The organism is Pseudobdellovibrionaceae bacterium (assembly GCA_019637875.1).
Classification (GTDB): domain Bacteria; phylum Bdellovibrionota; class Bdellovibrionia; order Bdellovibrionales; family Bdellovibrionaceae; genus JAHBUW01.
Window position 1 is genome coordinate 107035 of sequence record JAHBUW010000008.1, and the last position, 23139, is coordinate 130173.

The 23139-nt window shown below is 58.9% G+C and carries 24 protein-coding genes; 10 read left to right on the top strand and 14 right to left on the bottom strand.

Features of this window, described 5'->3' with window-relative positions; genetic code table 11:
- Window positions 1-23 precede the first annotated feature (23 nt).
- From KF767_11450 to sohB, 4 genes are all read right to left on the bottom strand, one after another.
- Window positions 24-1703, bottom strand: a complete 1680-nt coding sequence (locus KF767_11450) for a peptide ABC transporter substrate-binding protein (protein MBX3018498.1) — start codon at window positions 1701-1703, stop codon at window positions 24-26.
- 12 nt (window positions 1704-1715) lie between these two features.
- Window positions 1716-2792: a dipeptide ABC transporter ATP-binding protein gene (locus KF767_11455; GenBank protein ID MBX3018499.1), complete on the bottom strand. Its 1077-nt coding sequence runs from the start codon at window positions 2790-2792 to the stop codon at window positions 1716-1718.
- Window positions 2793-2807: 15 nt separating this feature from the next.
- On the bottom strand, window positions 2808-3770 hold the full coding sequence (locus KF767_11460) for an ABC transporter ATP-binding protein (protein ID MBX3018500.1): 963 nt from the start codon (window positions 3768-3770) through the stop codon (window positions 2808-2810).
- Between the two features lie 95 nt (window positions 3771-3865).
- The gene (gene sohB, locus KF767_11465) at window positions 3866-4903 is read right to left on the bottom strand and encodes a protease SohB (GenBank protein MBX3018501.1); all 1038 of its coding nucleotides are present in this window, start codon (window positions 4901-4903) and stop codon (window positions 3866-3868) included.
- 123 nt (window positions 4904-5026) lie between these two features.
- On the opposite strand from sohB, the gene KF767_11470 reads away from it, so the two are divergent.
- Window positions 5027-5767, top strand: coding sequence for a hypothetical protein (locus tag KF767_11470; protein ID MBX3018502.1), 741 nt, complete (start codon window positions 5027-5029; stop codon window positions 5765-5767).
- Here KF767_11470 and KF767_11475 read toward each other — a convergent pair.
- From KF767_11475 to KF767_11485, 3 genes are all read right to left on the bottom strand, one after another.
- On the bottom strand, window positions 5764-6468 hold the full coding sequence (locus KF767_11475) for a hypothetical protein (GenBank protein MBX3018503.1): 705 nt from the start codon (window positions 6466-6468) through the stop codon (window positions 5764-5766). The two genes, KF767_11470 and KF767_11475, sit on opposite strands and share 4 nt — an antisense overlap.
- Before the next feature lie 91 nt (window positions 6469-6559).
- A complete protein-coding gene (locus KF767_11480; GenBank protein ID MBX3018504.1) occupies window positions 6560-7654 on the bottom strand; it encodes a murein L,D-transpeptidase catalytic domain family protein in 1095 nt (364 codons plus the stop codon).
- Window positions 7655-7832: 178 nt separating this feature from the next.
- A complete protein-coding gene (locus KF767_11485; GenBank protein ID MBX3018505.1) occupies window positions 7833-9038 on the bottom strand; it encodes a hypothetical protein in 1206 nt (401 codons plus the stop codon).
- A gap of 103 nt (window positions 9039-9141) precedes the next feature.
- Between KF767_11485 and KF767_11490 the strand changes: the two genes are divergently transcribed.
- On the top strand, window positions 9142-9513 hold the full coding sequence (locus tag KF767_11490; GenBank protein ID MBX3018506.1) for a hypothetical protein: 372 nt from the start codon (window positions 9142-9144) through the stop codon (window positions 9511-9513).
- Complete coding sequence (locus KF767_11495) at window positions 9510-10280, top strand: hypothetical protein (GenBank protein MBX3018507.1); 771 nt, start codon at window positions 9510-9512, stop codon at window positions 10278-10280. The genes KF767_11490 and KF767_11495 overlap by 4 nt, the downstream gene beginning before the upstream one ends.
- Here KF767_11495 and KF767_11500 read toward each other — a convergent pair.
- The 3 genes from KF767_11500 to KF767_11510 form a co-directional block, all read right to left on the bottom strand.
- Complete coding sequence (locus KF767_11500; GenBank protein ID MBX3018508.1) at window positions 10274-11182, bottom strand: DUF4105 domain-containing protein; 909 nt, start codon at window positions 11180-11182, stop codon at window positions 10274-10276. The two genes, KF767_11495 and KF767_11500, sit on opposite strands and share 7 nt — an antisense overlap.
- Window positions 11182-11718 (bottom strand): hypothetical protein, encoded by a 537-nt coding sequence (locus tag KF767_11505; protein ID MBX3018509.1) that lies wholly within the window; start codon window positions 11716-11718, stop codon window positions 11182-11184. The genes KF767_11500 and KF767_11505 overlap by 1 nt, the downstream gene beginning before the upstream one ends.
- A 286-nt stretch (window positions 11719-12004) precedes the next feature.
- Window positions 12005-12583, bottom strand: coding sequence for a superoxide dismutase [Fe] (locus tag KF767_11510; protein ID MBX3018510.1), 579 nt, complete (start codon window positions 12581-12583; stop codon window positions 12005-12007).
- Between the two features lie 147 nt (window positions 12584-12730).
- Between KF767_11510 and soxR the strand changes: the two genes are divergently transcribed.
- The 5 genes from soxR to KF767_11535 all read left to right on the top strand — a co-directional run bounded on the left by soxR (window position 12731) and on the right by KF767_11535 (window position 17758).
- Window positions 12731-13183, top strand: coding sequence for a redox-sensitive transcriptional activator SoxR (gene soxR, locus KF767_11515; GenBank protein ID MBX3018511.1), 453 nt, complete (start codon window positions 12731-12733; stop codon window positions 13181-13183).
- A gap of 119 nt (window positions 13184-13302) precedes the next feature.
- The gene (locus KF767_11520; protein ID MBX3018512.1) at window positions 13303-13965 is read left to right on the top strand and encodes an SIP domain-containing protein; all 663 of its coding nucleotides are present in this window, start codon (window positions 13303-13305) and stop codon (window positions 13963-13965) included.
- 2 nt (window positions 13966-13967) lie between these two features.
- Entirely contained in the window at window positions 13968-14795 is an 828-nt protein-coding gene (mutM, locus tag KF767_11525) for a bifunctional DNA-formamidopyrimidine glycosylase/DNA-(apurinic or apyrimidinic site) lyase (protein ID MBX3018513.1), read from the top strand.
- Between the two features lie 145 nt (window positions 14796-14940).
- A complete protein-coding gene (locus KF767_11530; protein ID MBX3018514.1) occupies window positions 14941-15135 on the top strand; it encodes an acylneuraminate cytidylyltransferase in 195 nt (64 codons plus the stop codon).
- A 139-nt stretch (window positions 15136-15274) separates the two neighbouring features.
- Entirely contained in the window at window positions 15275-17758 is a 2484-nt protein-coding gene (locus KF767_11535; GenBank protein ID MBX3018515.1) for an acyl-CoA dehydrogenase, read from the top strand.
- A 195-nt stretch (window positions 17759-17953) separates the two neighbouring features.
- On the opposite strand, the gene KF767_11540 is transcribed toward KF767_11535, so the two are convergent.
- From KF767_11540 to KF767_11550, 3 genes are all read right to left on the bottom strand, one after another.
- Window positions 17954-18589 carry an HAD family hydrolase gene (locus KF767_11540; protein MBX3018516.1) on the bottom strand — a complete coding sequence of 212 codons (636 nt, stop codon included), beginning with the start codon at window positions 18587-18589 and terminating at the stop codon, window positions 17954-17956.
- 9 nt (window positions 18590-18598) lie between these two features.
- The gene (locus KF767_11545) at window positions 18599-18967 is read right to left on the bottom strand and encodes a hypothetical protein (GenBank protein MBX3018517.1); all 369 of its coding nucleotides are present in this window, start codon (window positions 18965-18967) and stop codon (window positions 18599-18601) included.
- Window positions 18968-19104: 137 nt separating this feature from the next.
- The gene (locus KF767_11550; GenBank protein ID MBX3018518.1) at window positions 19105-20694 is read right to left on the bottom strand and encodes an HDIG domain-containing protein; all 1590 of its coding nucleotides are present in this window, start codon (window positions 20692-20694) and stop codon (window positions 19105-19107) included.
- 96 nt (window positions 20695-20790) lie between these two features.
- Here KF767_11550 and KF767_11555 point away from each other — a divergent pair, with 96 nt between their 5' ends.
- Both KF767_11555 and KF767_11560 read left to right on the top strand, forming a co-directional pair.
- Complete coding sequence (locus KF767_11555) at window positions 20791-21261, top strand: OsmC family protein (protein MBX3018519.1); 471 nt, start codon at window positions 20791-20793, stop codon at window positions 21259-21261.
- Window positions 21258-21968 (top strand): PilZ domain-containing protein, encoded by a 711-nt coding sequence (locus KF767_11560; GenBank protein MBX3018520.1) that lies wholly within the window; start codon window positions 21258-21260, stop codon window positions 21966-21968. Before KF767_11555 ends, KF767_11560 begins: the two co-directional genes overlap by 4 nt.
- Window positions 21969-21984: 16 nt before the next feature.
- Here the strand turns inward: KF767_11560 and crtY are convergent, their stop codons facing one another.
- Window positions 21985-23139 (bottom strand): lycopene beta-cyclase CrtY, encoded by a 1155-nt coding sequence (gene crtY / locus KF767_11565; GenBank protein ID MBX3018521.1) that lies wholly within the window; start codon window positions 23137-23139, stop codon window positions 21985-21987.

The following is a 23139-nucleotide window of genomic DNA, read 5'->3' on the forward strand; positions in this document are numbered from 1 at the left end:
GCGCGCCCTCAATGAATCTTCGCTTACTTGATTTCCCAGTTCTCGACTTCGTTGGTCTCCGAGAATTGGTGACCCGCGAGGCGGAAGTTCTGGATTCCTTTCGGCGTCACGGCGACGTCCGAGCGGTAGTAAAGCGGAATCACCGGCACTTCGTCGGTGTAGGCCTTCACGATCGTGTGGGCGAGCTCAACGCGCTTTTTCGCGTCGAATTCGGTGTCGAGGGCGTCGATCGCCGTGTCGACCTCTTTGTTCACCCAACCGGGATTGTTCTGTCCCGACCAGCCGTTCTTCTCCGACGGGATCGAAGCGCTGTGCAGGGTCGAACGGGGAGTCGACTCGGGCGAAGAAACCCACGCGTACATCGCGAGCGCGGGGAACTTACGCTTTTTCATCGTCTCGCCGAAGTAAACCTTCGCGGGTTCGTTTTTGATGATCATTTCGACGCCCGCGTCTTTCCACTGCTGTTGCAGGAAGGTCTGCACGGTTTCGCGGGTTTTGTTGCCCGCGGTCGTCATGAACACGAACGAGAGTTTCTTGCCGTCTTTGTAACGGAAGCCATCCGCCGCGTTCATTTTCCAGCCCGCTTCGTCCAGAAGGCGACCGGCTTCCCGGCGCGAGTAGGGGTAAAGCGTGATCTTCTTGGGATCGGCGGTGAACCAGGGATCGATGGGCGCCATATTGTGGACGGCGGCCGTCTGGCGACCGTCGAACAAAGCCTTCACCAGTTCGTCGCGGTTGATCGCGTGGACCAGCGCTTTGCGGACTTTCAGGTCTTTCAGGATCGGGTTTCCCAGATTCAGGTCGATGTGTTCGTAAGTGATCGAGGGTTTGAACTGCACGTCGAAGGGCAGTTTTTCCGACTTCACTTTTTTGTCGAAGGCCACGGCTTGGTCAAACGCCATGCCCAGGGTTCCGATGGTGTCGATTTCACCCGTGCGCAGATTCGCCTCGAGCGTTCCGGTGTTCGGGATCAAACGCACGATGATCTTTTGGATCTTGGGCGCGGTTCCGTAGAACTCGGGGTTCGGCACGAAAGTGACGTGCGAGCCGAGCTTCACTTCCGCGATCTGGTAAGGACCGTTGTACAGGCCTTTCGCGGTGGGGTTTTTGGTGTAGCTCGAGTTCTTCTCGTAACCTTCTTTCGCCTTACCGTACTTGGTGAAGACGGGCTCTTCCATGTGTTTGGGAAGGGGGAAGAAACGCGCGAGCTGGTAGAAGTCCCAACGCGCCTTCTCGTAAGTGAAGGTGCACTTCTTGGGGTTCGCCTTGTCGACTTCGATTTTTTCGACTTGGGTGTAGGTCTCTTTTTCACCGATCGAAACGTTCGGCGAAGAGGCGACCGTGCGCGCGAAATTGAAATCTTCGCAGATCACGGGCTTGCCATCCGACCATTTCGCGTTCTCGAGGATTTCCCAAGTCGCGATGATCTTCTTTTTGTCGGCGCTCAGCTTCGCTTGGCCGTTCTCCAAAGAGGGGATGGATTTCGCCAGCTGCGGAACCCATTTACCATCGGGCGACAGGGTCACCAGCGTACGGCCGACCATCGAGTACATGTAGGATGTCGCCGACATGGTCATGATGAGCGGGTTCAAGTTTTCGAACTCTTGCGAGATACCGATCTTCAGCTCTTTATTGCTGACCGCCGCTTGGGCCGTCAGTGCGGAAAGCAGGGTTCCCGCCAAGATCATTTTCCAAGTTTTCATAAACTCTTCCTCCTACGCGCTCGGGCGTGGGTTCGGGTTCAAGGTCTTCTCGTTCAAAAAACAAGCGGCCGCATGGGGAAGCCCCACGGTCGGCGGAAGACCCGCCGAGGTCCGGAAACCTTCCGCATCCACGAGCGGGCTTGCATCCCGACCCACATCGACGAGCGCGGGGCGTTCCACTTTGCAGCGGTCCATCACGTGCGGGCAGCGCGGGTGGAAGTGGCAGCCCGTCGGCGGATTCAAAGGACTGGGCACTTCGCCTTTCAGCGAGCGCGAGAACTTCTTTTTCCCTTCGCCGATGCGCGGGATCGCGCGGATGAGCGCCTGGGTGTAGGGATGCTTCGGGTTGCGGAACAGCTCTTCGCGGTCCGCAAGCTCCACGATCTTACCGAGATACATGACGGCGATGCGGTCGCAGACGTGCTCGATGACCGACAGATCGTGCGAGATGAACAGATACGTCAGCCCGAATTTCTGCTGCAGTTCTTTCATCAGGTTCAGGATCTGCGCCTGGATGGACACATCGAGTGCCGAGACGGGCTCGTCGCAGATGATGAGCTGGGGTTCCAGGGCGAGCGCGCGCGCGATGCAGATGCGTTGCTTTTGTCCGCCCGAGAATTCGTGCGGATAGCGGTTCGCGTGGTAGGCCTTCAGGCCCACCGTTTCCAGCAGCGAGCGGACTTTGGCTTTGCGCTGTTCGGAATTCAAAATGCCGTGGATGTCGAAAGGCTCGGCCAGAATCTGGGCGACCGTCATGCGCGGGTCGAGCGCCGCCATCGGATCTTGGAAGATCATCTGGACGTCCCGGCGCATCTGCCGCAGATCTTTCCCACCCACTTTCAGGAAATCGCGCCCCTGAAATTTCACTTCGCCCGAGGTGGGCTCGTACAGACGGATGATCGCGCGACCGAGCGTCGATTTGCCGCAACCGGATTCGCCGACCAGGCCTAGGGTTTCCCCGCGGCGCAGATCGAAGGTGATGTCGTCCACCGCGCGCACGTCGTTGACGTGACGAAGCAGCAGACCTTTACGGACCGGGAAGTATTTTTTTAAGTTCCGCACCTCAAGAAGAGGCGCCGATTCGTTCATCATCGTCTTCTCCTTCTAGAGCGGGTGGTAACAAGCGACCGAGTGGCCGGGTTTCACTTCCATGAGCGGCGGGGGCGCCACCGCGCAATCCGACTTCACCCGCGGGCAGCGGTTTTGGAACGGGCAGCCCTTGGGGATTTCATGCGGTGCCGGCACCGAGCCTTCGATCGTGCGCAGCTTGTCGGTGCGCTGACCCAGCTTCGGCCGCGCGGCGATCAGCGCTTCGGTGTAGGGGTGCTTCGGATTCAGGAACAGCTCTTGGGCATCCGCGACCTCGCAGGTGAGTCCGCCGTACATGACCATGATCCGATCTGAAATTTCCGAGATGACGCCGAGATCGTGCGTGATGAACTGCACGGCCATGTTGAATTTCGACTGCACGTCCTGGATCAATTCTAGAATTTGCGCCTGGATGGTGACGTCGAGCGCGGTCGTCGGCTCATCGGCGATCAGAAACTTCGGATCGCAGCTGAGCGCCATGGCGATCATCGCGCGCTGGCGCATTCCGCCCGACAGCTGGTGCGGGTACGAGTTATAACGATCCGCGGGCGAGGGGATGCCGACGAGTTTCAGCATCTCGATGGAACGCTCGCGCGCTTCCTTCGCCGAGCATTTGCGGTGACGCAGCACCTGCTCGTCGATTTGGCGACCGATGGTCAGAACGGGGTTCAGCGCGGTCATGGGCTCTTGGAAGATCATGGCCATTTCGCCGCCACGAACGTCCTCGACGCCTTTTTCGGTCATCTCAAAAAGATTTTTGCCATTCAAGATGGCGGCGCCGCGCGTGATGCGGCCGGGCTTTTCAATCAAACGCATCAAGGACAACGAGGTTACGGATTTCCCGCAACCGGATTCGCCGACGATCCCCAGGGTTTCCCCTTGGTGGATTTTGTACGAGACCCCGCGCACGGCGCGGAAGTCCCCGAGCTTCGTCGGAAATGTCGTCTCTAGATTTTGGACCTCGATCACCGGACCCAAAAGCTCCCCCCATCCAAAAAACAGGGTTTAGTTCTTGCGGGTCGGAAGTCGGATGTCAAAGATTCATCAATTGGATTTCATCTGGGCACGCTCACCTAGGTGAGCGGTTTTGTTGCTTCTTTTGATAAGGTCCGCGTCAGAGCCTTGGATGAGGCCGCAATCGAGGCGGCGACGGAAGCGCTGACCATTTCAGCAAGTTTCTCCGAGAGCGGAAGCTTCTGCTTGTGCTTCACTTCGAGGATCTGCTTTTTCTCGGCCAGTTTTTCGAACAGATAGTCATCCGAAGTTTTTATGGCATCAATCAATCCCAGCTGCAGGGCGCGCTCGCCATACCAGTATTCGCCCGTGGCGACCTCCTCCAGTCGGAGATTGGGGCGATAGCGATGCACGAAATCCTTGAATTGAACGTGAGTTTCCTCGAGTTGCTCTTTGAATTTCGCCTCGCCGGCAGGAGTGATCTCGCCGAAGATGCTGACCGTGCGTTTGAACTCGCCCGCCGTGTACTCTTTGTATTCGATGTCGTGGCGTTTTAAGAGTCGGTTAAAATTGGGAACCTGAGCCACCACGCCGATGGATCCCAGGATCGCGAACGGGGCCGCCAAAATCTGATGCGAGGTGACAGCCATCAGATAACCACCCGAGGCCGCCACCTGATCGACACAGCTTGTTACTTTCACACCGCGATCCCGCAGACGCAAGAGTTGCGCGGCCGCGAGGCCGTAACCCGAAACCATGCCGCCGGGGGATTCCAAAACAATGACCGCTTCGTCCTGGGGACCCGCGACCTGAATGACCGCGTTGATCTCTTCACGAAGTGAATCGACCTGATTGGCCTTCACGTCACCGTCGAAACGAAAAACGAAAACCCGTCCCTGAGGTTCGGGCTCGGGCAATTTGCTTTCGGCTTTCTTCTCTTTTTTGAGGCGTTTTTTCTCGGCTTTGAGTTCGTCCTTATCGAGAACGAAGGAGTTCATGAAGAACTTCAGGTCCTTCCACTTTTCGTCGAGCGCGGTGACCTCGAGATCGGAACTCGCGGAACCCCGAGCGATCATCATCGCCAAAAGCACGATGAGGCCGGCGATGACCAGAAAGATGATGAGGGCTTGGGCCGCAAAAATCAGAACTTCACTCATGGAACCCCTCCAAAGGACCTGTCACCCTAACTGAGGCGGCGGCCCAAGGTCGAGTCCTTTCCACCTGGAACCGGCGCAGTTGGTGTCTTGCGGCGGCGGTCTTGGTAGAATTCAGGGGAGCCTATGCTTCACCGCCCGCCTCTGTGGTTTTTCAGCCTAATTTTTTTCGCGCTTCCCGCGCTGTCTGATCGCGTCGTCAGTTCGCGCGAGGATCTTGTGCGTTTGCAGGGGTGGGACGCGCATCAACGTCAGATCAAAGACTTCGATTCCCAGCGCCAGAAAGACGTCGGTGAAGTCGCGAAGTCGCGTCACGCCTGGGAGAAAGAAAGAGACGAAGACCTCGTCGAGTACCGCGCCTGGAAGAAGAAGCAAAAAGCCGCCATGGGTGAGGATGGTCCCGAGTACCAAGAATATTTGCGTCTGCAAGCCGAAGAGGTGAAGCGGCAAGAACGTTTGCGCGACACCTACCTCGCGGAACGAAACGACATTCGCCACAACTTCTCGGCGACCGTGAAAGTGACCGAACTCGAAGAGTTGGGGATCGCGCACGATCCCGAACGGGTTGAGTGGCACAAACGAAACATCCTCGCGGAAAAAGGGAAGGGATCGGGTTCGTCGGGGGGACGCTCGAGTTCACCGTCGCGTCCGAGCTTTCCGTCGAACTCGGGGAACGACTTCATTCCGCCAGAGTTTGATTCTCCGCCGCCGCCTCCGCCCTCGGTGCCGCCGCCGCCGGAGTTCTTCGAGCCCGACATTCCGCCGCCGCCCCCGCCGCCTCCGCCGGATGGTGGATTTGACGTGCCTCCGCCGCCGCCCGCCATCGATGAAGGGGCGCCGCCGCCGATCTTTGATGACGAGTTCTAACGAACCATTTCTTGAAGTGTGAGCCCGGTTGCGCGGCTCATCCCGCGGAACAGATACACCATGATGCCGATAAGCATCGCCATGGACGGGATCATGATCACGATGAAGCTCGTGCCCGTCATCTCGGCAATTTGTTGGTTCAGGATCGTGGCTTTTTCCGGATCCGGTAACAGCGGATCGATGGGCAGAAAGATCTTCTGCGCCAGGAAGAAGTTCAGGATCGCGCTGATCAAAAAAGATCCGGCCAGAAGCCAGGTCGACTTGCGGAGCAGCGCCAGGAAGTCGTGCTCGCGGCCGAGTTCACGCAGCTTCTGCTCGATCAGCTCCCATTTCATGGCCTGCGGATTGACGACCAGGGTTTGGATGAGCGGCTTTTTCGTCAAGGCCGAGCCCGCGACGAACACCCCGATGATCAGCGGGAAGACGGCTTCCTTGACCGCGAACCAGAAGCCACCCAAGCCGGAAACGGCCAGTCCCCCGGTCAGCGACACGTTCAAAAGACCCACGATCGAAAAGACGTTCACTTTGCGACGTTGCAGAAGATCGTAAACGCCGTAGCCGATGGGAAAAAGCAGCGCGATCAGGAGCGCCTGCACGGGCGTCATCCACTCGCCGCCCTTATTCAGAATGAAAATCGGCAGGACGATATTGAACAGAAGGTTCAAGAAAGCATTTTCAGGTTTCGCGTCGGGCGGCCGGATTTCATTCATCGCGGCGTGAGCATCCGTCGGAAGCGGCAATGTGTCAACCAGTGAGTCAGCCGATGGCTCAGCCATTATGTAAGCCGATGGCTTAACTGCGATCGTCGCCGTTGAACGAGCAGATGAGTCCACCGTTGCCGAGTTTGTTGAAGACCTCTTTGCGGTCTTTGTGTTTCACCGCCGGGCAGCCGTAGCTGCGGCCGGGGCTTCCACCGACGTAGTCGGCACCGTGCATGACGATGGAGCGGGCACACGCATTGTCGTTCACGCCTTGCTCCAGGCCGTGCAGGATCAGCGAGCGTCCGTTGGTTCCGTCGTAGGTTCCGCCCGCGACGTAGCAACCGAGCGACGTGCGTTTCGATTCGTGAACGTTACCGAACTTCGTCGCGCGGCCGCGGCCATTCGGATCCGAGCCTTTGCCATGGGCGACGTGGTAGGATTTCACTTTGTTCGTTTCGAGATCCAAAATGAACAGTCGCTTCGCGGTCGAGCGATCGGAATAGTCGATGATCGCCAAGTGTTTCTGGTTTTTCAGTGACGCTTTATTCGCCGCGAATGCGGCGAGGGTTTGCCGCATCTGGGATTCGCTGGCGCCCGCACGGACCCCGGCGCGAATATAGTCTTCCATGTTGAATTTTTCCGAACGTTGGCTGGCCGTCGTACGGTGACTCAGACGGCGGAGGTCCTCGGTGCAGCGTTTCGGGTCGCGTTTGAGCGCGCGGGCGAAGGCGGCCGACAAGCTCGGGACTTTGATTCCGGGAGCGATCGTATTCGGATTCACGGCATCGAGATCCGCCGAGACGGGCGGCAGGTCCGCGCCGGGGGTCGCTTCCGCGTTGGCGCGGTCGTCGCGCTCTTCCGTCGGGGGAACGTAAGCGGGGACCGGGCGGAAGACGCGTTCGCCCGTGGTCGTTCCTCCAGTGCGGGTGAGCGGAGTGCCGCAGGCGCCGGTCGTGTCTCCGGCGCGCACTTCGACGGTGCCGCCCTCATCCACCCGGGGGCGGGCTTCGGGGACGGGAACCCGGCGGGGGAGCTGCGCGTAACGTGTCGGGCGGGGTGTGGGGACGGGGATTTTTTTGATGCGGGTTTGCCGACGGTTGCGCGCGGCTTCCGCGTCGGCGGGAAGGTGGCCAAGACCCAGCGTGAAGATCATCAAGAAGAAGAGTGCCCAGCTCTGATTTCTCATCTTACGACATCTCAATTCAAGACCGGTGCCGTGTGAAAATCGAAAGTGTCTCGAATCGAGACGCAAATTCAGCGGTCGATCTGCGGGGTTACCGTCTTCGTTCTTAAAATCGAATAGAGGGCGAAAGCGCGTCGGGACGTGGGGTCTGACGAACTCTTCGACGCCGGCCCCTGGGGATTTACGTTTTCGACTCGGTGACGTCGAGATTCACGCCGTCGAAAAATACGAACGCGCGCGTGGCCAGGCCGAGCGCGACTTCGAATTCGTGCGCCTCCGTGTCGATTTGGAAGAAGAGCGCCTTCGTGGCGTCGAGTCGCACGGGCCAGCCGCCGGCTTTGGTGAAAGGCGCGGCGTTGTCGGGATAGTCTTGGATCTCGAGCCAGTTTTTCACCCGGAAGAGTCCGCGCAGATAACTGCCCGATGGGAAACCGACGGGGGCTTGGCGGCGTTCACGTTCGGTGACCATTTTCATGTGGTACTCGCGGCGACCCGCGCGATGCGCGACGAAAAACTGCAAATGCGCGCCGGCAGCGGGCCGACCGGGGAAGCCCGGCGGCAGATTGTCGGCGTGCAGCTGCAGGATCAGCTCGCCGTGGCCCACGGCGCGGGCGTAAGTCACGAACTTCATGGTGTCCGCAGGCTCGATCTCTTCGGTGAGCGGGATAAACGCGGGCCGCGGTCGCGCGGGATCGAAGTTCGTGCGGGCACGCTCTTGCACCCAGGAGTAAACTTCCGCGGCCGAGAGACGGGTGGCGGGACCGCGGGCGTCTTCGGTCACGGCCCCCGTCAGGGGCGCCATCGGTGTGGGCGTCGCGTTCTCTTCGGTCACGAGCCGCAGGCGCGGCGTCGCGGGCTCCAGACCTTCAGGTTCCCAGACGTCGAGAAGTCCGTCCAAAAGCTCGGCCTCGACGTAACGGCAATCGGTGCCGTGCCATTCGATGAACAAAATGTCGTCCAGAGCGGGGGCGAGTACGTCGTCCGGAAGTCCCGCCGCGCGCCAAGCGGTGACGGCCTCGGCGACGCTCGCGGACTCTAAGGTCGCGTAGACGCCGAAGTTGTGCCCGGACAAAAGCGCGCGCAGAAAATTTTCGCTCGCCTCCGGAAATAGGGGCGCGGCGATGAGCCCGTCGGGATCGTGGCGAAGCGCCGCGATCACGGCTTGGGTTTGCGCGGCTCCTGAATTCACGATCATGGAGTCGCCGATTTGCACGTCGTGCACGGCCGCCAGATCGCGCGCCGAGACGACCCAAAAGGGAATCTCTTTCGTGTGGCGGCGGCACAGCTCATTCAGGCGCCGGGCCAGAACGTGCGGATCCGAACCCACCAGAAAAATGGGTTGTCCCTCAAGGATCGCTTCTTCGACGCGGGGGTGGTAGCGGAACATCGGAACGGAGCATCCGGGACCAGGGTCCAGGATGTCAATGGGCGGGTGTCTCAAGTTGAGCCGCGGCTAGTTCTTTCCGGGACGGCGCTGCTACAATAGGCAAATGACAAAGAGACTCCCGATCTTCTTGATGCTCTTCGTAATTTTCAGTGCGGCTCCCGGCTGGTCGTTGACCGAAACCGAGCGCACCCAACTGCGGTCGGTGCGGGAATGGTATCCGCAGCAGGCCTGCCGTGAAAGCCGCGAGCTTGGGCAGTGCTTCCGCTGGGCCGCGAGCGACTGCGAGTCTAAAACGACGAAGGCCATCGATGCCTGCTTGAAACGCCTGGATCGCAAAACCCGCGGCTCCGCTTCGGGGGACCTCGCGTACTGGGAGCGGCAAGTGCTCGTCTGCGCGTTTAACGATCTAAGGGGCCGTTACGGGAAGATCTTTGTGGGCGGGGCCATGTGCGACATGAGCGGAGGTGCCGAATGATGCGCCCTCTGATCTCGGTTTCTTTTTTGGGCTCGTTTCTTTTGTCTTCGATCACGTACGCGCAGTCGCAGACCGGCGACACGGCGACGGCCGCGCGTACGGCGATGGCTTGTCACCAGAGTTTCAAAGACCATGCGCCCAAAGGACGTTACGAAGTCTGGCAGAAAGACGAAATGATTTTCGCGCGCTCGATCGCCAGCGACCCCAGCGTCGCCGGACGTGACGGCACCACCTATCTGCAGCTCTCTTTCACGGATGGGAATAAAGTGTTCGCGGCGAAGGTGCCGTCGCCCTCGTCGAAGGATTCCTCGGGCAAAGACCGGCAGAAATTTTACTACGCCGACCACAACTTCAAACTGAACTTTCCGGGCGGGAAGAGTTACTGCGTCAGCATCAAACCCCAGCTCGGCACCGATGAAATGAAACGTTATGAAAATTCTCCTCCGGCCCAGTGCGCGGCGGATCCGGCGATCGCGGTTACGGAAGTCAAAGACACCGAAGCCCAACGCCATCTCGACAACATCCATACGCGCATGAGCGATGCCCTGGGGCTTTCGCTTCACCTTTCGGAAAGATGTAAAGCCGAAGGCCGCTGCGATCGTGAACGCCCGGAGGCCCGTTTGGTCGGGTTCAGCGGCGGTGCCTGTCGCGCCATCAATTATCTGCGTTCGGATCTACGGCGTTTGGATGCGTACGCCGCGAAGTACGGAAATTCCAACGAAGGCGTCGCCACCGATGGCGCTCGCGCGGGCGACGGCGTTCAGTAACGGCTTTCGTTCCCTAGAAGTTTCTCGGATTTCATCCGCCGGAGCGTGCCCCACTCGAAGGTGGCGGGGATCCCGCGCTCCAGATCAATGTATTCCCTGAGTCCCAAGAGGCGCCGGTGCTCCGGATCGCGCGCCATCGCCATCAGGTCGATCGCGGTCGTCGCGCAGTTGTTGTACAGAAGCTGGTAGACGCTTTGAAAACTCTCGCGGCCCGAGTACTCGAGCGCGAGTTCGAACAAACGTCGCGACTCCCGCGCATCGAGCTTCGTATCGTAACGTTTGAGCGGGAAGCCCAAGGCGGCGGATTCGTTTTGATAGTGATCCAGGCTCGAGATCCGGTACGCCATCGCGTAACGGCCCAAGAGAGCGTCGAACAGGCCGTAGGGTTGATTTTGCGGCGGCACGCCCTCGGCCGAAATCACGAGGCCCGGCACGTCCAGGCGGCGCGCGGGATCACCGCTTTGCGGTTTCAACACCACGTGCGGCAGGTGAAAACCCATCGCGACGTGGTTGATGATGGACGTGAAGTTTTGGAAGAGGATTTCGCTGCCGGTGATCTCATTGGGATCGACGGTCGTCGTCCAGTATTCTCCGCCGTGCAGGATGTTCGCGATTTCGATGCTCGCACCATGCTCGGCCAGGATCTTCAGCGCGCGGTACTTGCAGTTGTCGATGCAAACGCCGCCGAAACTTCCGAAGTTGAGCGCCCACGCCGGATCGTGCGGGTCGCCTTCCGTCGTCGGGCAGGCGCAACCGACCTTCGTGACGGTCAGGGCTTGCGCCGCCGGGATGCCCGGTCGTGCCCACCACAGGCTCGCGATGAGAACTCCACCCACGAGCGCCGCCAGCGCGAGTCCGAATTGAAGGCGCCGCGAGCGCACGTGCGTGAAGAGTTTCGACATCAGTAGCCCGACCACTCCATGTAGCTGTCGTAACGGATCGGCTCGAGGTCTTGGTTGAAGGCCCCGTGCGCTTGCCAGCTCACGTCGGCGCCGACGTCGCAGCCTGCGGCCACGGCTTCGTCTTCGGTTTCAAAGTATTGATAGTTTTCCTCTTCAAGGTCGCAACCTTTCTGGAAGTAGCCGATCGCGCCGCCGACCGCTTGGCCGTCGAGCAGAAGAACGTTCACCCAGTGGATTTCGGTCTCGCCGACGCGCGAGTGTTCATCTTCGATTTCGAAGCTCACGTTGTCCTGCATGAAGGCGTCCATCTTCTTGGCGAATTCCAGCGCTGCGGGATTCTTGACCTTCTCCATGGCTTTGGGTTCGGCGATGTCGATGGCTTCGAGGTTCGAGTATTTTTCGACATCGAAGCCTTGAATCAGTGCTTCTTGATCGTCGGGGGTCAACGCCTTCCACTGCTCCAGCGTCAGCGTTTCGGCGAAAGCCGAGAATCCGAAAGTCAAAACGGTGGCGAAGGTCAGAATGGCGCGAATCATGAAAACCCCTTTTTGATCGTTGATGAGGACCGATGACCGGTTTCGATCATAGGGCGTGAACCCGGTCAAATCAGCGTTGGCCGGGCGGGGGGATTCGGAAGTTTTTCTAAGGGGAAAAACCGGATCGACGTTAAGCGACGCTGAAGATCAAAGCGATGACGACGGTGGAACCTAGAATGGCGATGACGGAGCGGGCAATCATGGATTTCATAGCTTCCAAGGTTGCCACTCACGCGGGATGACGACAAGGGGTACGCTCGGACGTAAGTCGAGCGTACGCGCTGAATTACCGTAAGTTCTTCTGTGCGAAATCCCAGTTCACGATCTTCCAAAACGCCGCGAGATAGTCGGGACGGCGGTTCCGATGGTCGATGTAGTAAGCGTGCTCCCAAACGTCGCAGGTCAGAAGCGGGGTGAGCCCCTCCGTCAAAGGGCAACCCGCATTGGACGTCGAGACCAGCTGCAGGCGGCCCTCGCGATTTTGCACGAGCCAGCCCCAGCCCGAGCCGAACTGTTTGATCGAGATATCCGCGAATTTGTCTTTGAATTCGGCGACCGAGCCGAAGTCGCGCGCGAGGGCGCGGGCGAGTTCACCCTTCGGCTCGCCGCCGCCTTGGGGGGACAGACAATTCCAGAAGAACGTGTGGTTCCAGACCTGGGCGGCGTTGTTGAAAATGGGGCCGCTCGCGGTCTTCACGAGGGTCTCGAGATCTTGACCGTCGTGCGCGCTTCCGGGAACGAGTTTGTTCAAGTTGTCGACGTAGGTTTTGTGGTGTTTTCCGTGGTGATACTCGAGCGTTTCTTTCGACATATGGGGTGCGAGCGCATCGAGAGCGTAAGGGAGCGGGGGCAGTTCGTAAGTCATTTGGGTTTCACTTTCTAGAGGTTGGGAACACTTGGTGTTTGATGTTGGAGCACTTCGTGTTCTTATTCACGCTACGACCTCAAGTTAACTTGAGGTCAAGGGGGAATTCATTTTGACCCGAGGCTTGCCCCGGTTTAAGACCTGGGTATGAAGAAGACGCCTGCCAAACTTTCCACGGATGAGCTTTCGGTCGGCGAGGTCGCGGCGCGGGCGGGGATCGCGGTCTCGGCGCTGCATTTCTACGAAGCCAAAGGATTGATCGCGGGCCGCCGTAACAACGGGAATCAGCGCCGCTATCCGCGCGCGGTCCTGCGCCTGGTTTCACTTATCCGCGTCGCGCAGGGACTCGGCTTCACGTTGAAAGAAATCAAAAACGCGTTGGGCGTGGTCCCGAAAGATCGCCCGCCCACGAAAGAGGAGTGGGCTCGCCTGGGCCGTTCGTGGCGCGAAGACCTGGACGCACGGATCGAAACGATGACCCGGCTGCGCGATCAGCTGACGGGTTGTATCGGTTGCGGCTGTTTGTCGATGAAGGAATGTCCGTTACAGAATCCCGGAGATCGCCTGGCGCGTAAAGGTCCGGGGCAACACTTGCTTTAGTGTCGGTTGCGGGGGTGTGCGCTTTTCGGTAAAACGAGCGCGGAAAGTGTGGGGGATGAATGCAAGGGAATCAAACTTCGTTTCTGAAAAGGGGCTTGAAATCCTTCCTGGGTCTTTTCATGACCCCAAGTCAAGTCGCGAGCATCGAAAAGCTTTCGGAGAATTTCGTGCAGGTCGAGCTTTCCGGAAGCCCGATCGAAAAAGCCAAATGGACTCCTGGCGGAAAAATCCAAATCGACGTCGGTGGGTTGAAGTTTCGGACGTTCACCCCTCTGCGTTTCGGTGGGAAAGAAGGGCGCCTCACGATCATCGGCTACCGACGTCCGGGGCATCCCGCGACGGACTGGCTGGACGCGCTTCGCGTGGGTGAGGCTTGCGAAGTCTTCGGGCCGCGGGACTCGCTCGACTTTTCTCGGCTCGAGGGGAATGTCGCCTTGTTCGGCGATGAAACCTCCTTCGGGATCGCGCGCGTCTTGCGCGGGGTCATCGGTCCGCGCGCTCACATTTTTCTAGAGTTGAATTCCTTGGTCGAGGGGCGGGACGTTCTCGCGCGACTGGGGATCGAAGCCGCGCAGACTCACGAGCGCGTCGCCGACGGCGCCCATCTTGCCGCGCTCGCGCGGGGACTCATCGAAAAGAGCGGCGAGTTCTCGACCCTTTTCCTGACGGGGCGGGCGAGTTCGATCCAGCGTCTGCGCACGCTTCTGAAAGAGGCCGGCGTTCCTGGCGGTAAACTCAAAACCCGTCCCTACTGGGCGGACGGAAAAGCGGGGCTTGACTAAGCATGCCGGAACTTCCCGAGGTCGAAACCCTTCGTCGTGAACTGAGCGAGGCGCTTCTCGAAAAAGCGGTGTTTCGCGGTCTTCAACTTTTGCGACCCGATTTGCGCGATCCCATTCCGAAGAAGAAAATTGAAACCCTGCGCGGGCAAAAGCTGGTCGGCGTGCGTCGCCGCGCAAAGTATCTGCTCTTTGATTTTGAGACGGGGAGCCTGATCTCGCATTTGGGGATGACGGGCTCGTGGCGAAAACTCGCGCGCGGCGAGCGTCCGGACAAAAAAGCGCACGATCACCTCGTGCTGGATCTGGGCAAGGATCTGCAATTCGCGTTTCGCGATCCCCGGCGCTTCGGGATTCTGGATTTTCACGCCGGACTTGATATTGAGCGTCATAAACGTTTCAAGCATCTGGGGCCCGAGCCGCTCGATCCACTTCTGACGGCGGAGCTGTTCTGGGCGCGCCTGCGGGGCGGGAAATCGATGATCAAAACCCACATCATGAATCAGAAAGTGGTGGTGGGCGTCGGGAATATCTATGCCTCCGAAGCGCTCTTTCGCGCGGGCATTTCGCCCCGTCGTCGTGCCGGGAAAGTCACGTCCCGCGAAGCTTCCAAACTTCTGACGGAGATTCGCATCATTCTCGAGGCGGCGATTCGCGCCGGGGGATCGACGATTCGCGACTATCGAAGTTTGTCTCAGGGCGAAGGCGGATTTCAGAATCAGCATCTTGTGTACGGACGCGATTTGAGTCCGTGTCCGAATTGCCACACTCCCATTCGTCAGGCCGTCATCGGTGGCCGCTCCAGCTACTGGTGCCCGCATTGTCAGCACTAGATTTTCTTTGCTCGCCTCCCCCTGTTTCTGTATTGTCCCGGGCTCATTGAGTTGACACGACGTAGGTCGAGTCATTTGAGTTTAAAACCAACCTGTGAGCCGCTAAGGGGCTGATAGGAATGAAATGTCACGAAAGGACAATTCCATGACAAAGATCGTTGCAGCTGCATTGCTCGCTCTGAGCTTCACTACGGGCTTCACTTGCTCGAAAAACACTCCCGCTCCCGAGGCGACTCCGGCTGTGGAAGCAACTCCCGCAGTGGAAGAAGCTCCCGCAACAACTGAAGGTGCTCCCGCAGACACAACAGCGACTCCCGCTGAAGGTCAGCCCACTCAGTAGTCCTTGCCTCGGGTATTCCTGAGGTTTCTAATGAAGGGGAAGGTCGATCGACCTTCTCTGAATCAGGGGTGACGGTTGCGGAAGCGCCAGAGCCCCTCATCCAGAAGCAGCTCGCTGCCCCATCATAAGGAGTCTCTCAGTGGAAAACCTTGGCGAATTTTTAGGTCCCGCATACGGCATCTTTCACGAGTACTGCGTACTCGCTATCTTCGGAACGATTCTCGTTCTGCTCTTTACCGGATACTTTGCTTCTCCCCTCATCGTTTGGTTTCTGATCGGCGCGGCTTTGCTCGTCGGTTGGGGAGCCCCGGCTTGGGCGTTGATTGCGCTTTTGGTCGTTTACCTGCTGTTCCAGATCGCGCCCATCCGTCGCGTGCTCTTCTCGAGCGTCGTGATGAAGATCCTCGGCCCCGCGATGCCGAAAATTTCCGAAACCGAAATGGTCGCGCTCGAGGCCGGCGTCAGCTGGATCGAAAAAGATCTTTTCTCGGGAAGCCCCGACGTCGGCAAGCTGATGGAAGAGAACTACCCCAAGCTCACCGCCGAAGAGCAAGCCTTCATGGACAACCAAGTCGAGAAGCTCTGCTCGATGATCGACGCGTGGAAACTCTGGAAGACCCGCGAGATGGATCAAGCCGTCTGGGACTACATGAAGAAAGAAAAATTCTTGGGCATGATCATCCCCAAGAAGTACGGCGGCCTGGAGTTCTCGGCGCTCGCGCACTCGGAAGTCGTCATGAAGCTCGCCAGCCGCTCGATCTCGGCTTGTATCACGGTCATGGTTCCGAACTCTCTCGGCCCGGCCGAACTGCTCGCGCACTACGGAACTGATGAGCAGAAAAATCGGTACCTCCCGAAACTCGCCATCGGCGAAGAGATGCCCTGCTTCGGTTTGACCGAACCCAACGCGGGTTCGGACGCGGGCTCGATCACATCTTCCGGTGAACTCTTCAAGGGTGACGACGGCAAGATCTACATGAAGCTCAACTGGAACAAACGTTGGATCACGCTGGCGGCGATCTCGACCGTCATCGGTCTGGCGTTCCGTTTGAAAGATCCCAAGAACTTGCTCGGTAAGGGCGAAGACCTCGGTATCACCGTGGCCCTCATCCCCGGCAACACCAAAGGCGTCGTCCTCGGAAAACGTCACGATCCCTTGGGCGTTCCGTTCTACAACTGTCCTACGCAAGGTCACGATGTCGTCGTCGATGCCGAGCAGTGCATCGTCGGCGGTCTGAAGAACGCGGGTCACGGCTGGCAGATGCTCATGGAGTGTTTGGCCGCGGGTCGCGGGATCTCTTTGCCCGCGCAAGCGACGGGTGGGGCAAAGCTCACGGCGCGGACGGCGTCCGCCCATTGCGTGGTGCGGAATCAGTTCGGCGTTTCCATCGGAAAATTCGAAGGGATCGAAGAGCCCCTCGCGCGTCTGGGTGGTTACACTTACGGGATCGAGGCGATGCGCCGCTTTACATTGGGTGCTTTGGACAAGGGCGTGAAGCCCGCGGTCATCACCGCCATCGGCAAATACTACGCGACCGAAATGGGTCGGACTTTGATCAACGACGGTATGGACATCCTGGGTGGCGCGGCGATTTCGCTGGGTCAACGGAACCTGCTGGCCGAGATCTACACCGCGACGCCCATCGGGATCACGGTTGAGGGCGCGAACATCATGACCCGCACGCTGATCATCTTCGGTCAGGGCGCGCTCCGTTCGCATCCTTACGCTTACAAAGAGGTGAAGGCGATCGCCGAAAAAGATCTGAACACTTTCGATCAGGTCTTCTGGGGACACGTCGGCCACATCGTGAACAACGCTTCGCGCTCGGTCCTCTTGTCGCTGACTCGCGGTTATCTGGCGTCGGCGCCGGTGCATCCGGAGCTGAAACTCTACGCGCGTCGTCTGCAATGGGCGTCGGCTTCGTTCGCGATCTTGGCGGATTTGGCCATGGGGACTTTGGGCGGTTCGCTGAAGTTCCGCGGGAAGATCACCGGTCGTTTCGCGGATATCCTGGCTTATATGTACATGATGACCGCGACCATCCGTCGTTTCGAGGCGGAAGGCCGTCGCGAGGACGACCTCGCTTACGCGAAGTATTTCTTGAAGCATTGCCTGACCGAAATGCAGTCGGCATTCGACGCGCTTTTCGACAATATGTACGGCATCAAGCAAAAAGGTTTCGGCGCGAAGCTGACCTTCGGCTTCCTGCACTTCATGTTCAAAACGGTGCTGGGTTCGTGGTCGCGCATCAACTCGATCGGCTCGCAGGCTTCGGATCACTTGCAACACGTGATCTGTAATTCGCTTTTGAGCGACTCGGCGGCCCGCAATCGTCTGGTCGACGGCATCTATCTGCCGAAGGGTGAAAACGAGCAGGCGGCCCGCCTCGAAAACGCGATGCGCTTGGTTCTGCAAGCCGAAGCCATCGAATCGAAGGTCTACAAAGCTCGTAAGGGCGGTCAACTCCCGCGCATCAAGGGCGCAGCCCTGATGGAAGCCGCGAAAGAGAAAAACGTGATCACGTCCGACGAATACGCGATCCTGAAAAAAGCCGTCGACGCGCGCTGGGACACCATCCAGGTCGACGACTTCACGCAAGAGGCCTACCACGCCAACCATTAGGTACCTTCTTCCCTTTGGTGGCGGACGGCGAGTCTCGCTAGTGCGTTAAACGTGAAAAAGCCCGGGAGATCCCCGGGCTTTTTCACGTTTGAAGGTAGCTTCTACTTTCTGAAAGGTAGGCGCTACTTTCCGGAAAGTACCTGCTACCTTTTGGAGGGTAAAATGCGCCGCGTTTCAAGAAGTGAGCGGCTACCTTCACCCTCCGCGGGTCCAGATGCGGGGAGCGCGGGTCTTCAGGCGGTCGACGTGTTGGTGGCCACCGGTGACCAGGATGACGTCGAGGCCCAGGGCTTCGCCGACCTCGAGGTCGTGGAGGGTGTCGCCGAACATCACGCACTCGCGGGGATCGAGCTCTTGCGTGCGCAGCAGTTCGCGGCCGAGTTCGACTTTCGAGTGTGCCAGGCGATCGCCCAAACCGTAGACGGATTTGAAGTGGGGCTTCAGGCCGAATTTGTCGATCATGCGGTGCAGGTCGTGAATATTCGCTGCGCTCAGCACGTGGTGGTTCAGGTGTGCAAGTTCCTGCAGAACCTCGAAGGTGCCGGGGAAGATCTCGGCCTCATCGAGCCAAGAGTGATACAGATCGTGAAACTGCTCCGAGAGCGCCGCGAAGTCGGCCGTCTCCATATCGAAACCGAGATCCTTGTAGTAGTCGCGGACGGGGAAGGTGAACTTCTGGTGGTAGTCGGCGAGTGTGATGACGGGAAGCTGCGCCTCGGTCAGCAGCACGTTGACGGACTTCACGCAGAGGTGCGCGTCGTCCAATAGGGTGCCGTTGAAGTCCCACAACACATGGGACTTGCCTTGAATCATCGACGAAATGTTTTTCATAGACCTAACCTAAATGGTTTCGGAGTTCTGGGATTCCCACTCGAGATCGGTCTCGGGCGCGGGATCGGCGGGAATACCCTTCTGGTCGAAATCGCGCAAGCAAGATTCCGGCATCAGCGATTTCCAGTCTTCGGCCTGAAAAACGTTCCACATATTGGCCAAAGTCGTCATCTTCTCGATGCCGGCCACGCACTCGCGGCTCAGGCGGCGTTCGATCTTGCGGCCGTTTTCTTCGAGGATGAAGACACCGTCGCGGGCCGAGTTCAGGATTTCGCCGCCCTTGGGCACCAAGGCGAAAAGCAGATAGCCCACGCCGAAAATCAAAAGCGCCAGCATCAGGGTTGCGGCGACACCAAACACGATCACGATTTTCTTCATGGACGACCTCTTTCGGTGAGATGTTTACGGCTTAGGGTTCAGGACCCTGCGACCTCACGGAGGATCGCAGGTCCTTTCCTGTGGGAACTTGAAGCGCCGCGTTTCAAGAAGTGAGCGGCTAGGCGCCCCCGGCTACCTTACGAGCGGGTGCTTTCGGCGACCACGGTTTCGCGGACGACGACCACTTTGATCTGGCCGGGGTAGTTGCACTCTTCTTGGATGCGGTCGGCGATCTTGCGGCTGAGTTTCAAAGCGGTGAAGTCATCCACTTGGCGCGAGTTCACCATCACGCGGCACTCGCGGCCGCCGTTCAGGACGATGCACTCGGTGACGCCGGGGAAGCTGCGCGCGATGGCGTCGAGTTCGTTCACCTTTTGCGAATAGGCTTCGAGCGTGGAGCGGCGGGCTCCGGGGCGCGCGCCCGACATGGCATCGGCCGCGATCACCAGGAAAGCCAAATCCGTGGAGGGAGTCTCGTCATAGTGGTGGGCGCGCACGGCATGGACGACGTCCGGCGCTTCGCCGCGGGCTTCGATGAAGTTCGCGCCGATGACGGCGTGACCGCCGTCCATGTCGTGGTCCATCGATTTACCCAAGTCATGCAGCAGGCCCGCGCGACGGGCCTTCTTCACCTGCGCGCTCCGCATCTCTTGCGCGAGCAGTCCGCACAGCCAACCCACTTCGCCGCAGTGGAAGTACTGGTTCTGGGTGAAGGAGTAACGGTAACGGAGGGAGCCCATCATCTGGCGGATCTCGGGATGAAGTCCCTCAAGTTTGAGTTCCTTCGCGATGAGGTCGCCGTCTTTTTTGATCAAAGACAAAAGCTCGCGTTTGATGTTCTCGACCGTGCGGGTGATGAACTCGGGCGTGACGAGCTTTTTCTCTTTCAGGATCCGCTCAAGCACGCGGCGGGTGAGTTCGCGGCGAACGGGGTCGAAGCCCGCGACGCCGACGAGCTCCATGTCGTCCTGGACGATCACGTCACAGCCCGTGAGCTCCGAAATCAGCTTCACGTTTTTGCCCTCGGGGTCGCACAGGACGCGGCGGTGTTCGGGCGTCGTGAAGTAAACCGGCGAGATCCCGCGCTCGGCGGAGTAGGGGCGATGGAAGCGGTTCAGGGCGCGCTCCAAAAATCCCTTTGCGTGGGCTTCGGCATGTTCGGTGGCGTCGGCTTCACGCAACTCCACGGTCTTTTGCCCGCGGCGTTCGGCCTCTTGGATGAGCTCTTCGCCGATCTTCGCGATCAAGGCTTCGCGTTCCGCGCCCAGACGGGTGGCGAGCGCTTGGGTGAGGTTTTCGAGATTTTGTTTATTGCGGTGGCGCTTGGAGTCCAGGGCGCGCTGTTTGTTCTGCGCCTTGTCCTCGAGCTGCTTCACGTCGCGTTCGACCTGACCCAGCGAGGACTTCAGGCGGTGGATATGCTGCTCGGATTTCTGCTTCTTCTCTTCGACCAGGCCTTCGAGTTCGTCCACGCTCTCTTCGAGCGCAGCCATCTCTTTTTCCACTTTGGCCCAGGCTTCCGTTTCGATTTCCGTGAAGCGCTCTTTGTGCTCGAGATCTTGAAGTTCGGCCTGATCGCGGACTTCGGCGACGATTTCGTCGGCTTCGGCCTCGGCCGCGCGACGAAGCGAGGCCCGGTACAGGCGGTAAGTCATCCAGCCCAGACCGAGTCCTAAAACCAAGGCGATGGCAAATACGACCCCAAGGGGGAGTTCGTTCAGGTTCATCGCTTTTTTATAGTCGCTTCCGTGGGAAAAGTCATCTTAACGGGGCGTGTTGAAGTGGGGTTTGCCAACGCTTTTTGCTGTTGTCATGCTGAAGGGATGGACGCACGCATCGTTTGGCAAAACGGAATGAGTTTCGAGACCCAAATTCGCACCCATCGCTTCATCCAAGACGCGAAATTGGAGCATGGCGGGAAGGATCTGGGGCCGACGCCGAAAGAACTCCTGCTCGCCTCGGTGATCGGCTGCACGGGAATGGACGTCGTGAGCCTGATGACGAAGATGCGCGCGGGCTTCACCGCCTGCGAGGTTGAGGCCCAAGCCGAAACCATCAAGACGCATCCGCAGATCTTCGATCACATCGACGTCCACTTCAAAGTCACGGGCGGAGCCGAGCTGAAAAACGACGTGATCGTGAAAGCGGTCAAGATGTCGCTCACGAAATACTGCGGCGTGAGCGCGATGGTGGACGCCACCTCGCCCATCAAGTTCAAGATCTTCGCCAACGGTCAGCTGATCGAAAGCGGCGAGGCCGACTTTTCCGAAGCGATGGCGGCGGGAAGTCCATGAGCCAAGACTCCAAAGTCGTCATCTCGAAAGACAAGTCGCCATTTGAGAAGATCAAATCCGCGACCGAGGCCCGTCGTATTTTCGAAGTGCTCGCGCGCGGGGGGCAGGATTTTTACTGCAAAGGGGAAGGAAGCCTTTTCGCTTTCAAGCCCGAGCGGTACCTTCCCGAGGCGGGGCTTCACGGCCAAGTCGTGTTGTTTGAAGAAACCGACGTCAAAGCCGAAAATGTCGTGATCAACTTCAACGTGGAAAACGAACGTTACTATACGACCTGCGAGTTCACTCCGCAGGGAGAAACCGGTTATTTACGACCCACGGGAATCCTCTACCGCTTGGAGCGTCGTCTGCACTATCGCGTGGAGCTTCCCGCATCGCTGGAGCGGGGCTGCAACATCATCAATCAGGACGGGAAGTCCGTTTTCATTTCGGCGATCGTTTTGGATGTCTCGCAGGGCGGGGCGCGTCTGCAAACCCTGAAGGGGAAGGTCAAAGACCTGAAGAGCGGCGTCCGGATCCGCTGCGCGCTGCACATCCGCGGCAAGTGGACCTTCGAACTTCTGGGGCAGATCATGCACGTCATCCCCGGCGAGCAGTACGACGTCTTCGGCGTGCAGTGGTTGAACGTGCCGGAGGGCTTGGGACGTAAGCTTTTGAGTATGATGCTTGAACTTCAGCGCGAGGTCCTGCGCGATCAAGACCCGGAGTAATTCCGGGGTACGGGATTCAAGGCCCGCGCAAAGCCCGCACCGCATCCGCAATGGGGACGGGCGGCTTTCCGGTTAAGATCCGTACGCGATCGTACCAAGTCAGATTCCCAGAGTAGAACCGGTCAATCATGGGTTCAGGGAAGGTGTAGAACCGTTCCAGGATTTTGTAGCGCGTTTCGTTTTTTGCCGCCAGAAACATCATCCGGTTCAGCAGAATCAAATACTGAATCTTGGACTTTTCGCGCTCCCAGTTTTTACGAAAGACCTTCTTCAGCGACGGTAACGTCAGGTTCGACTTCTCCAGCAGGCTTTGGATCATTCGCAAGGTCATGGGCGTGGAGTAGCCCGTGACGGGATGAACGAACATGGACTCGGCACCGATCTCGGGCGAGCCGCTCGACTGGATCTCGGGCATCGTCAGAAAAAGCGGAAGCGCGCCGGATTCGCGGCGCTGGATCTCCGCGATCTCCCAGCCGTTTTTCTGCGCGTAGGCGAGGACCTCTTTTTCGATGCGCTCGATTTTCAGTCCCGCGTGATTCGAGTAATAAGTGTCCTCGATCAAAAGCTCGGTCGGGCTGAAGGGCAGCACGTAGAAAAAGCGGTAGCCGTCGATCTGCGGGATGCGCACGTCCTTCAAGATGACGCGTGAAAGGCCGTGGGGCGCTTTGAGTTTCACCTCGAGCCCCACGAACTTCTGCCAGCCCGCGGTTTTCGGATCTTCGATGGGCTTCCAGCCGCGCGCCAGCAGATACGAGTGCGCCAGGATCGGCTCGGCGATCCCTTTGAAGTGCAGCTCGTGCAGTCCTTCGGGAGTTTCGGTGACCTTTTCGAGCTCCGCGTTCAGGTGCAGAGCTTCGCCCGCGAGCTCTTGGGTGGAGCGGTCTAGGTCTTCGGCGCGCAGGCAGTGGTAAGGGGCCGCGAGCGTGCGCGAGTACTCGGGGAAGTGGACTTCCTGTTCGGTCCAAGTTTTCGAAATCAAAGGGCGCAGCCAAGTGTCCGCACCGACGGGAATGTCGGAGTCATGGAAACACCAGGTGTGATTGCCGCAGAGGCGGGCATTTTTTTCGAAGAGGTGAATGTTCAAACGGGGATTTTGGCGCTTGAGTGCCTGAAACGTCAGGCAACCCGCCAAACCCCCGCCGATGATAACGAAATCAAGAACCTGCCGCAT

Excerpts from the sequence above, each read along its gene's own strand:
- KF767_11530 (MBX3018514.1), top strand. The coding sequence starts at position 14,941 with ATGACAAAGATCGTTGCAGCTGCATTGCTCGCTCTGAGCTTCACTACG.
- KF767_11540 (MBX3018516.1), bottom strand. The coding sequence starts at position 18,589 with ATGAAAAACATTTCGTCGATGATTCAAGGCAAGTCCCATGTGTTGTGG.
- KF767_11550 (MBX3018518.1), bottom strand. The coding sequence starts at position 20,694 with ATGAACCTGAACGAACTCCCCCTTGGGGTCGTATTTGCCATCGCCTTG.
- KF767_11500 (MBX3018508.1), bottom strand. The coding sequence starts at position 11,182 with ATGTCGAAACTCTTCACGCACGTGCGCTCGCGGCGCCTTCAATTCGGA.
- KF767_11480 (MBX3018504.1), bottom strand. The coding sequence starts at position 7,654 with ATGAGAAATCAGAGCTGGGCACTCTTCTTCTTGATGATCTTCACGCTG.
- KF767_11485 (MBX3018505.1), bottom strand. The coding sequence starts at position 9,038 with ATGTTCCGCTACCACCCCCGCGTCGAAGAAGCGATCCTTGAGGGACAA.
- KF767_11450 (MBX3018498.1), bottom strand. The coding sequence starts at position 1,703 with ATGAAAACTTGGAAAATGATCTTGGCGGGAACCCTGCTTTCCGCACTG.
- KF767_11510 (MBX3018510.1), bottom strand. The coding sequence starts at position 12,583 with ATGACTTACGAACTGCCCCCGCTCCCTTACGCTCTCGATGCGCTCGCA.
- mutM (MBX3018513.1), top strand. The coding sequence starts at position 13,968 with ATGCCGGAACTTCCCGAGGTCGAAACCCTTCGTCGTGAACTGAGCGAG.
- KF767_11555 (MBX3018519.1), top strand. The coding sequence starts at position 20,791 with ATGGACGCACGCATCGTTTGGCAAAACGGAATGAGTTTCGAGACCCAA.
- KF767_11505 (MBX3018509.1), bottom strand. The coding sequence starts at position 11,718 with ATGATTCGCGCCATTCTGACCTTCGCCACCGTTTTGACTTTCGGATTC.
- sohB (MBX3018501.1), bottom strand. The coding sequence starts at position 4,903 with ATGAGTGAAGTTCTGATTTTTGCGGCCCAAGCCCTCATCATCTTTCTG.
- KF767_11490 (MBX3018506.1), top strand. The coding sequence starts at position 9,142 with ATGACAAAGAGACTCCCGATCTTCTTGATGCTCTTCGTAATTTTCAGT.
- KF767_11495 (MBX3018507.1), top strand. The coding sequence starts at position 9,510 with ATGATGCGCCCTCTGATCTCGGTTTCTTTTTTGGGCTCGTTTCTTTTG.
- KF767_11470 (MBX3018502.1), top strand. The coding sequence starts at position 5,027 with ATGCTTCACCGCCCGCCTCTGTGGTTTTTCAGCCTAATTTTTTTCGCG.
- KF767_11520 (MBX3018512.1), top strand. The coding sequence starts at position 13,303 with ATGACCCCAAGTCAAGTCGCGAGCATCGAAAAGCTTTCGGAGAATTTC.
- KF767_11455 (MBX3018499.1), bottom strand. The coding sequence starts at position 2,792 with ATGAACGAATCGGCGCCTCTTCTTGAGGTGCGGAACTTAAAAAAATAC.
- crtY (MBX3018521.1), bottom strand. The coding sequence starts at position 23,139 with ATGCGGCAGGTTCTTGATTTCGTTATCATCGGCGGGGGTTTGGCGGGT.
- soxR (MBX3018511.1), top strand. The coding sequence starts at position 12,731 with ATGAAGAAGACGCCTGCCAAACTTTCCACGGATGAGCTTTCGGTCGGC.
- KF767_11545 (MBX3018517.1), bottom strand. The coding sequence starts at position 18,967 with ATGAAGAAAATCGTGATCGTGTTTGGTGTCGCCGCAACCCTGATGCTG.
- KF767_11560 (MBX3018520.1), top strand. The coding sequence starts at position 21,258 with ATGAGCCAAGACTCCAAAGTCGTCATCTCGAAAGACAAGTCGCCATTT.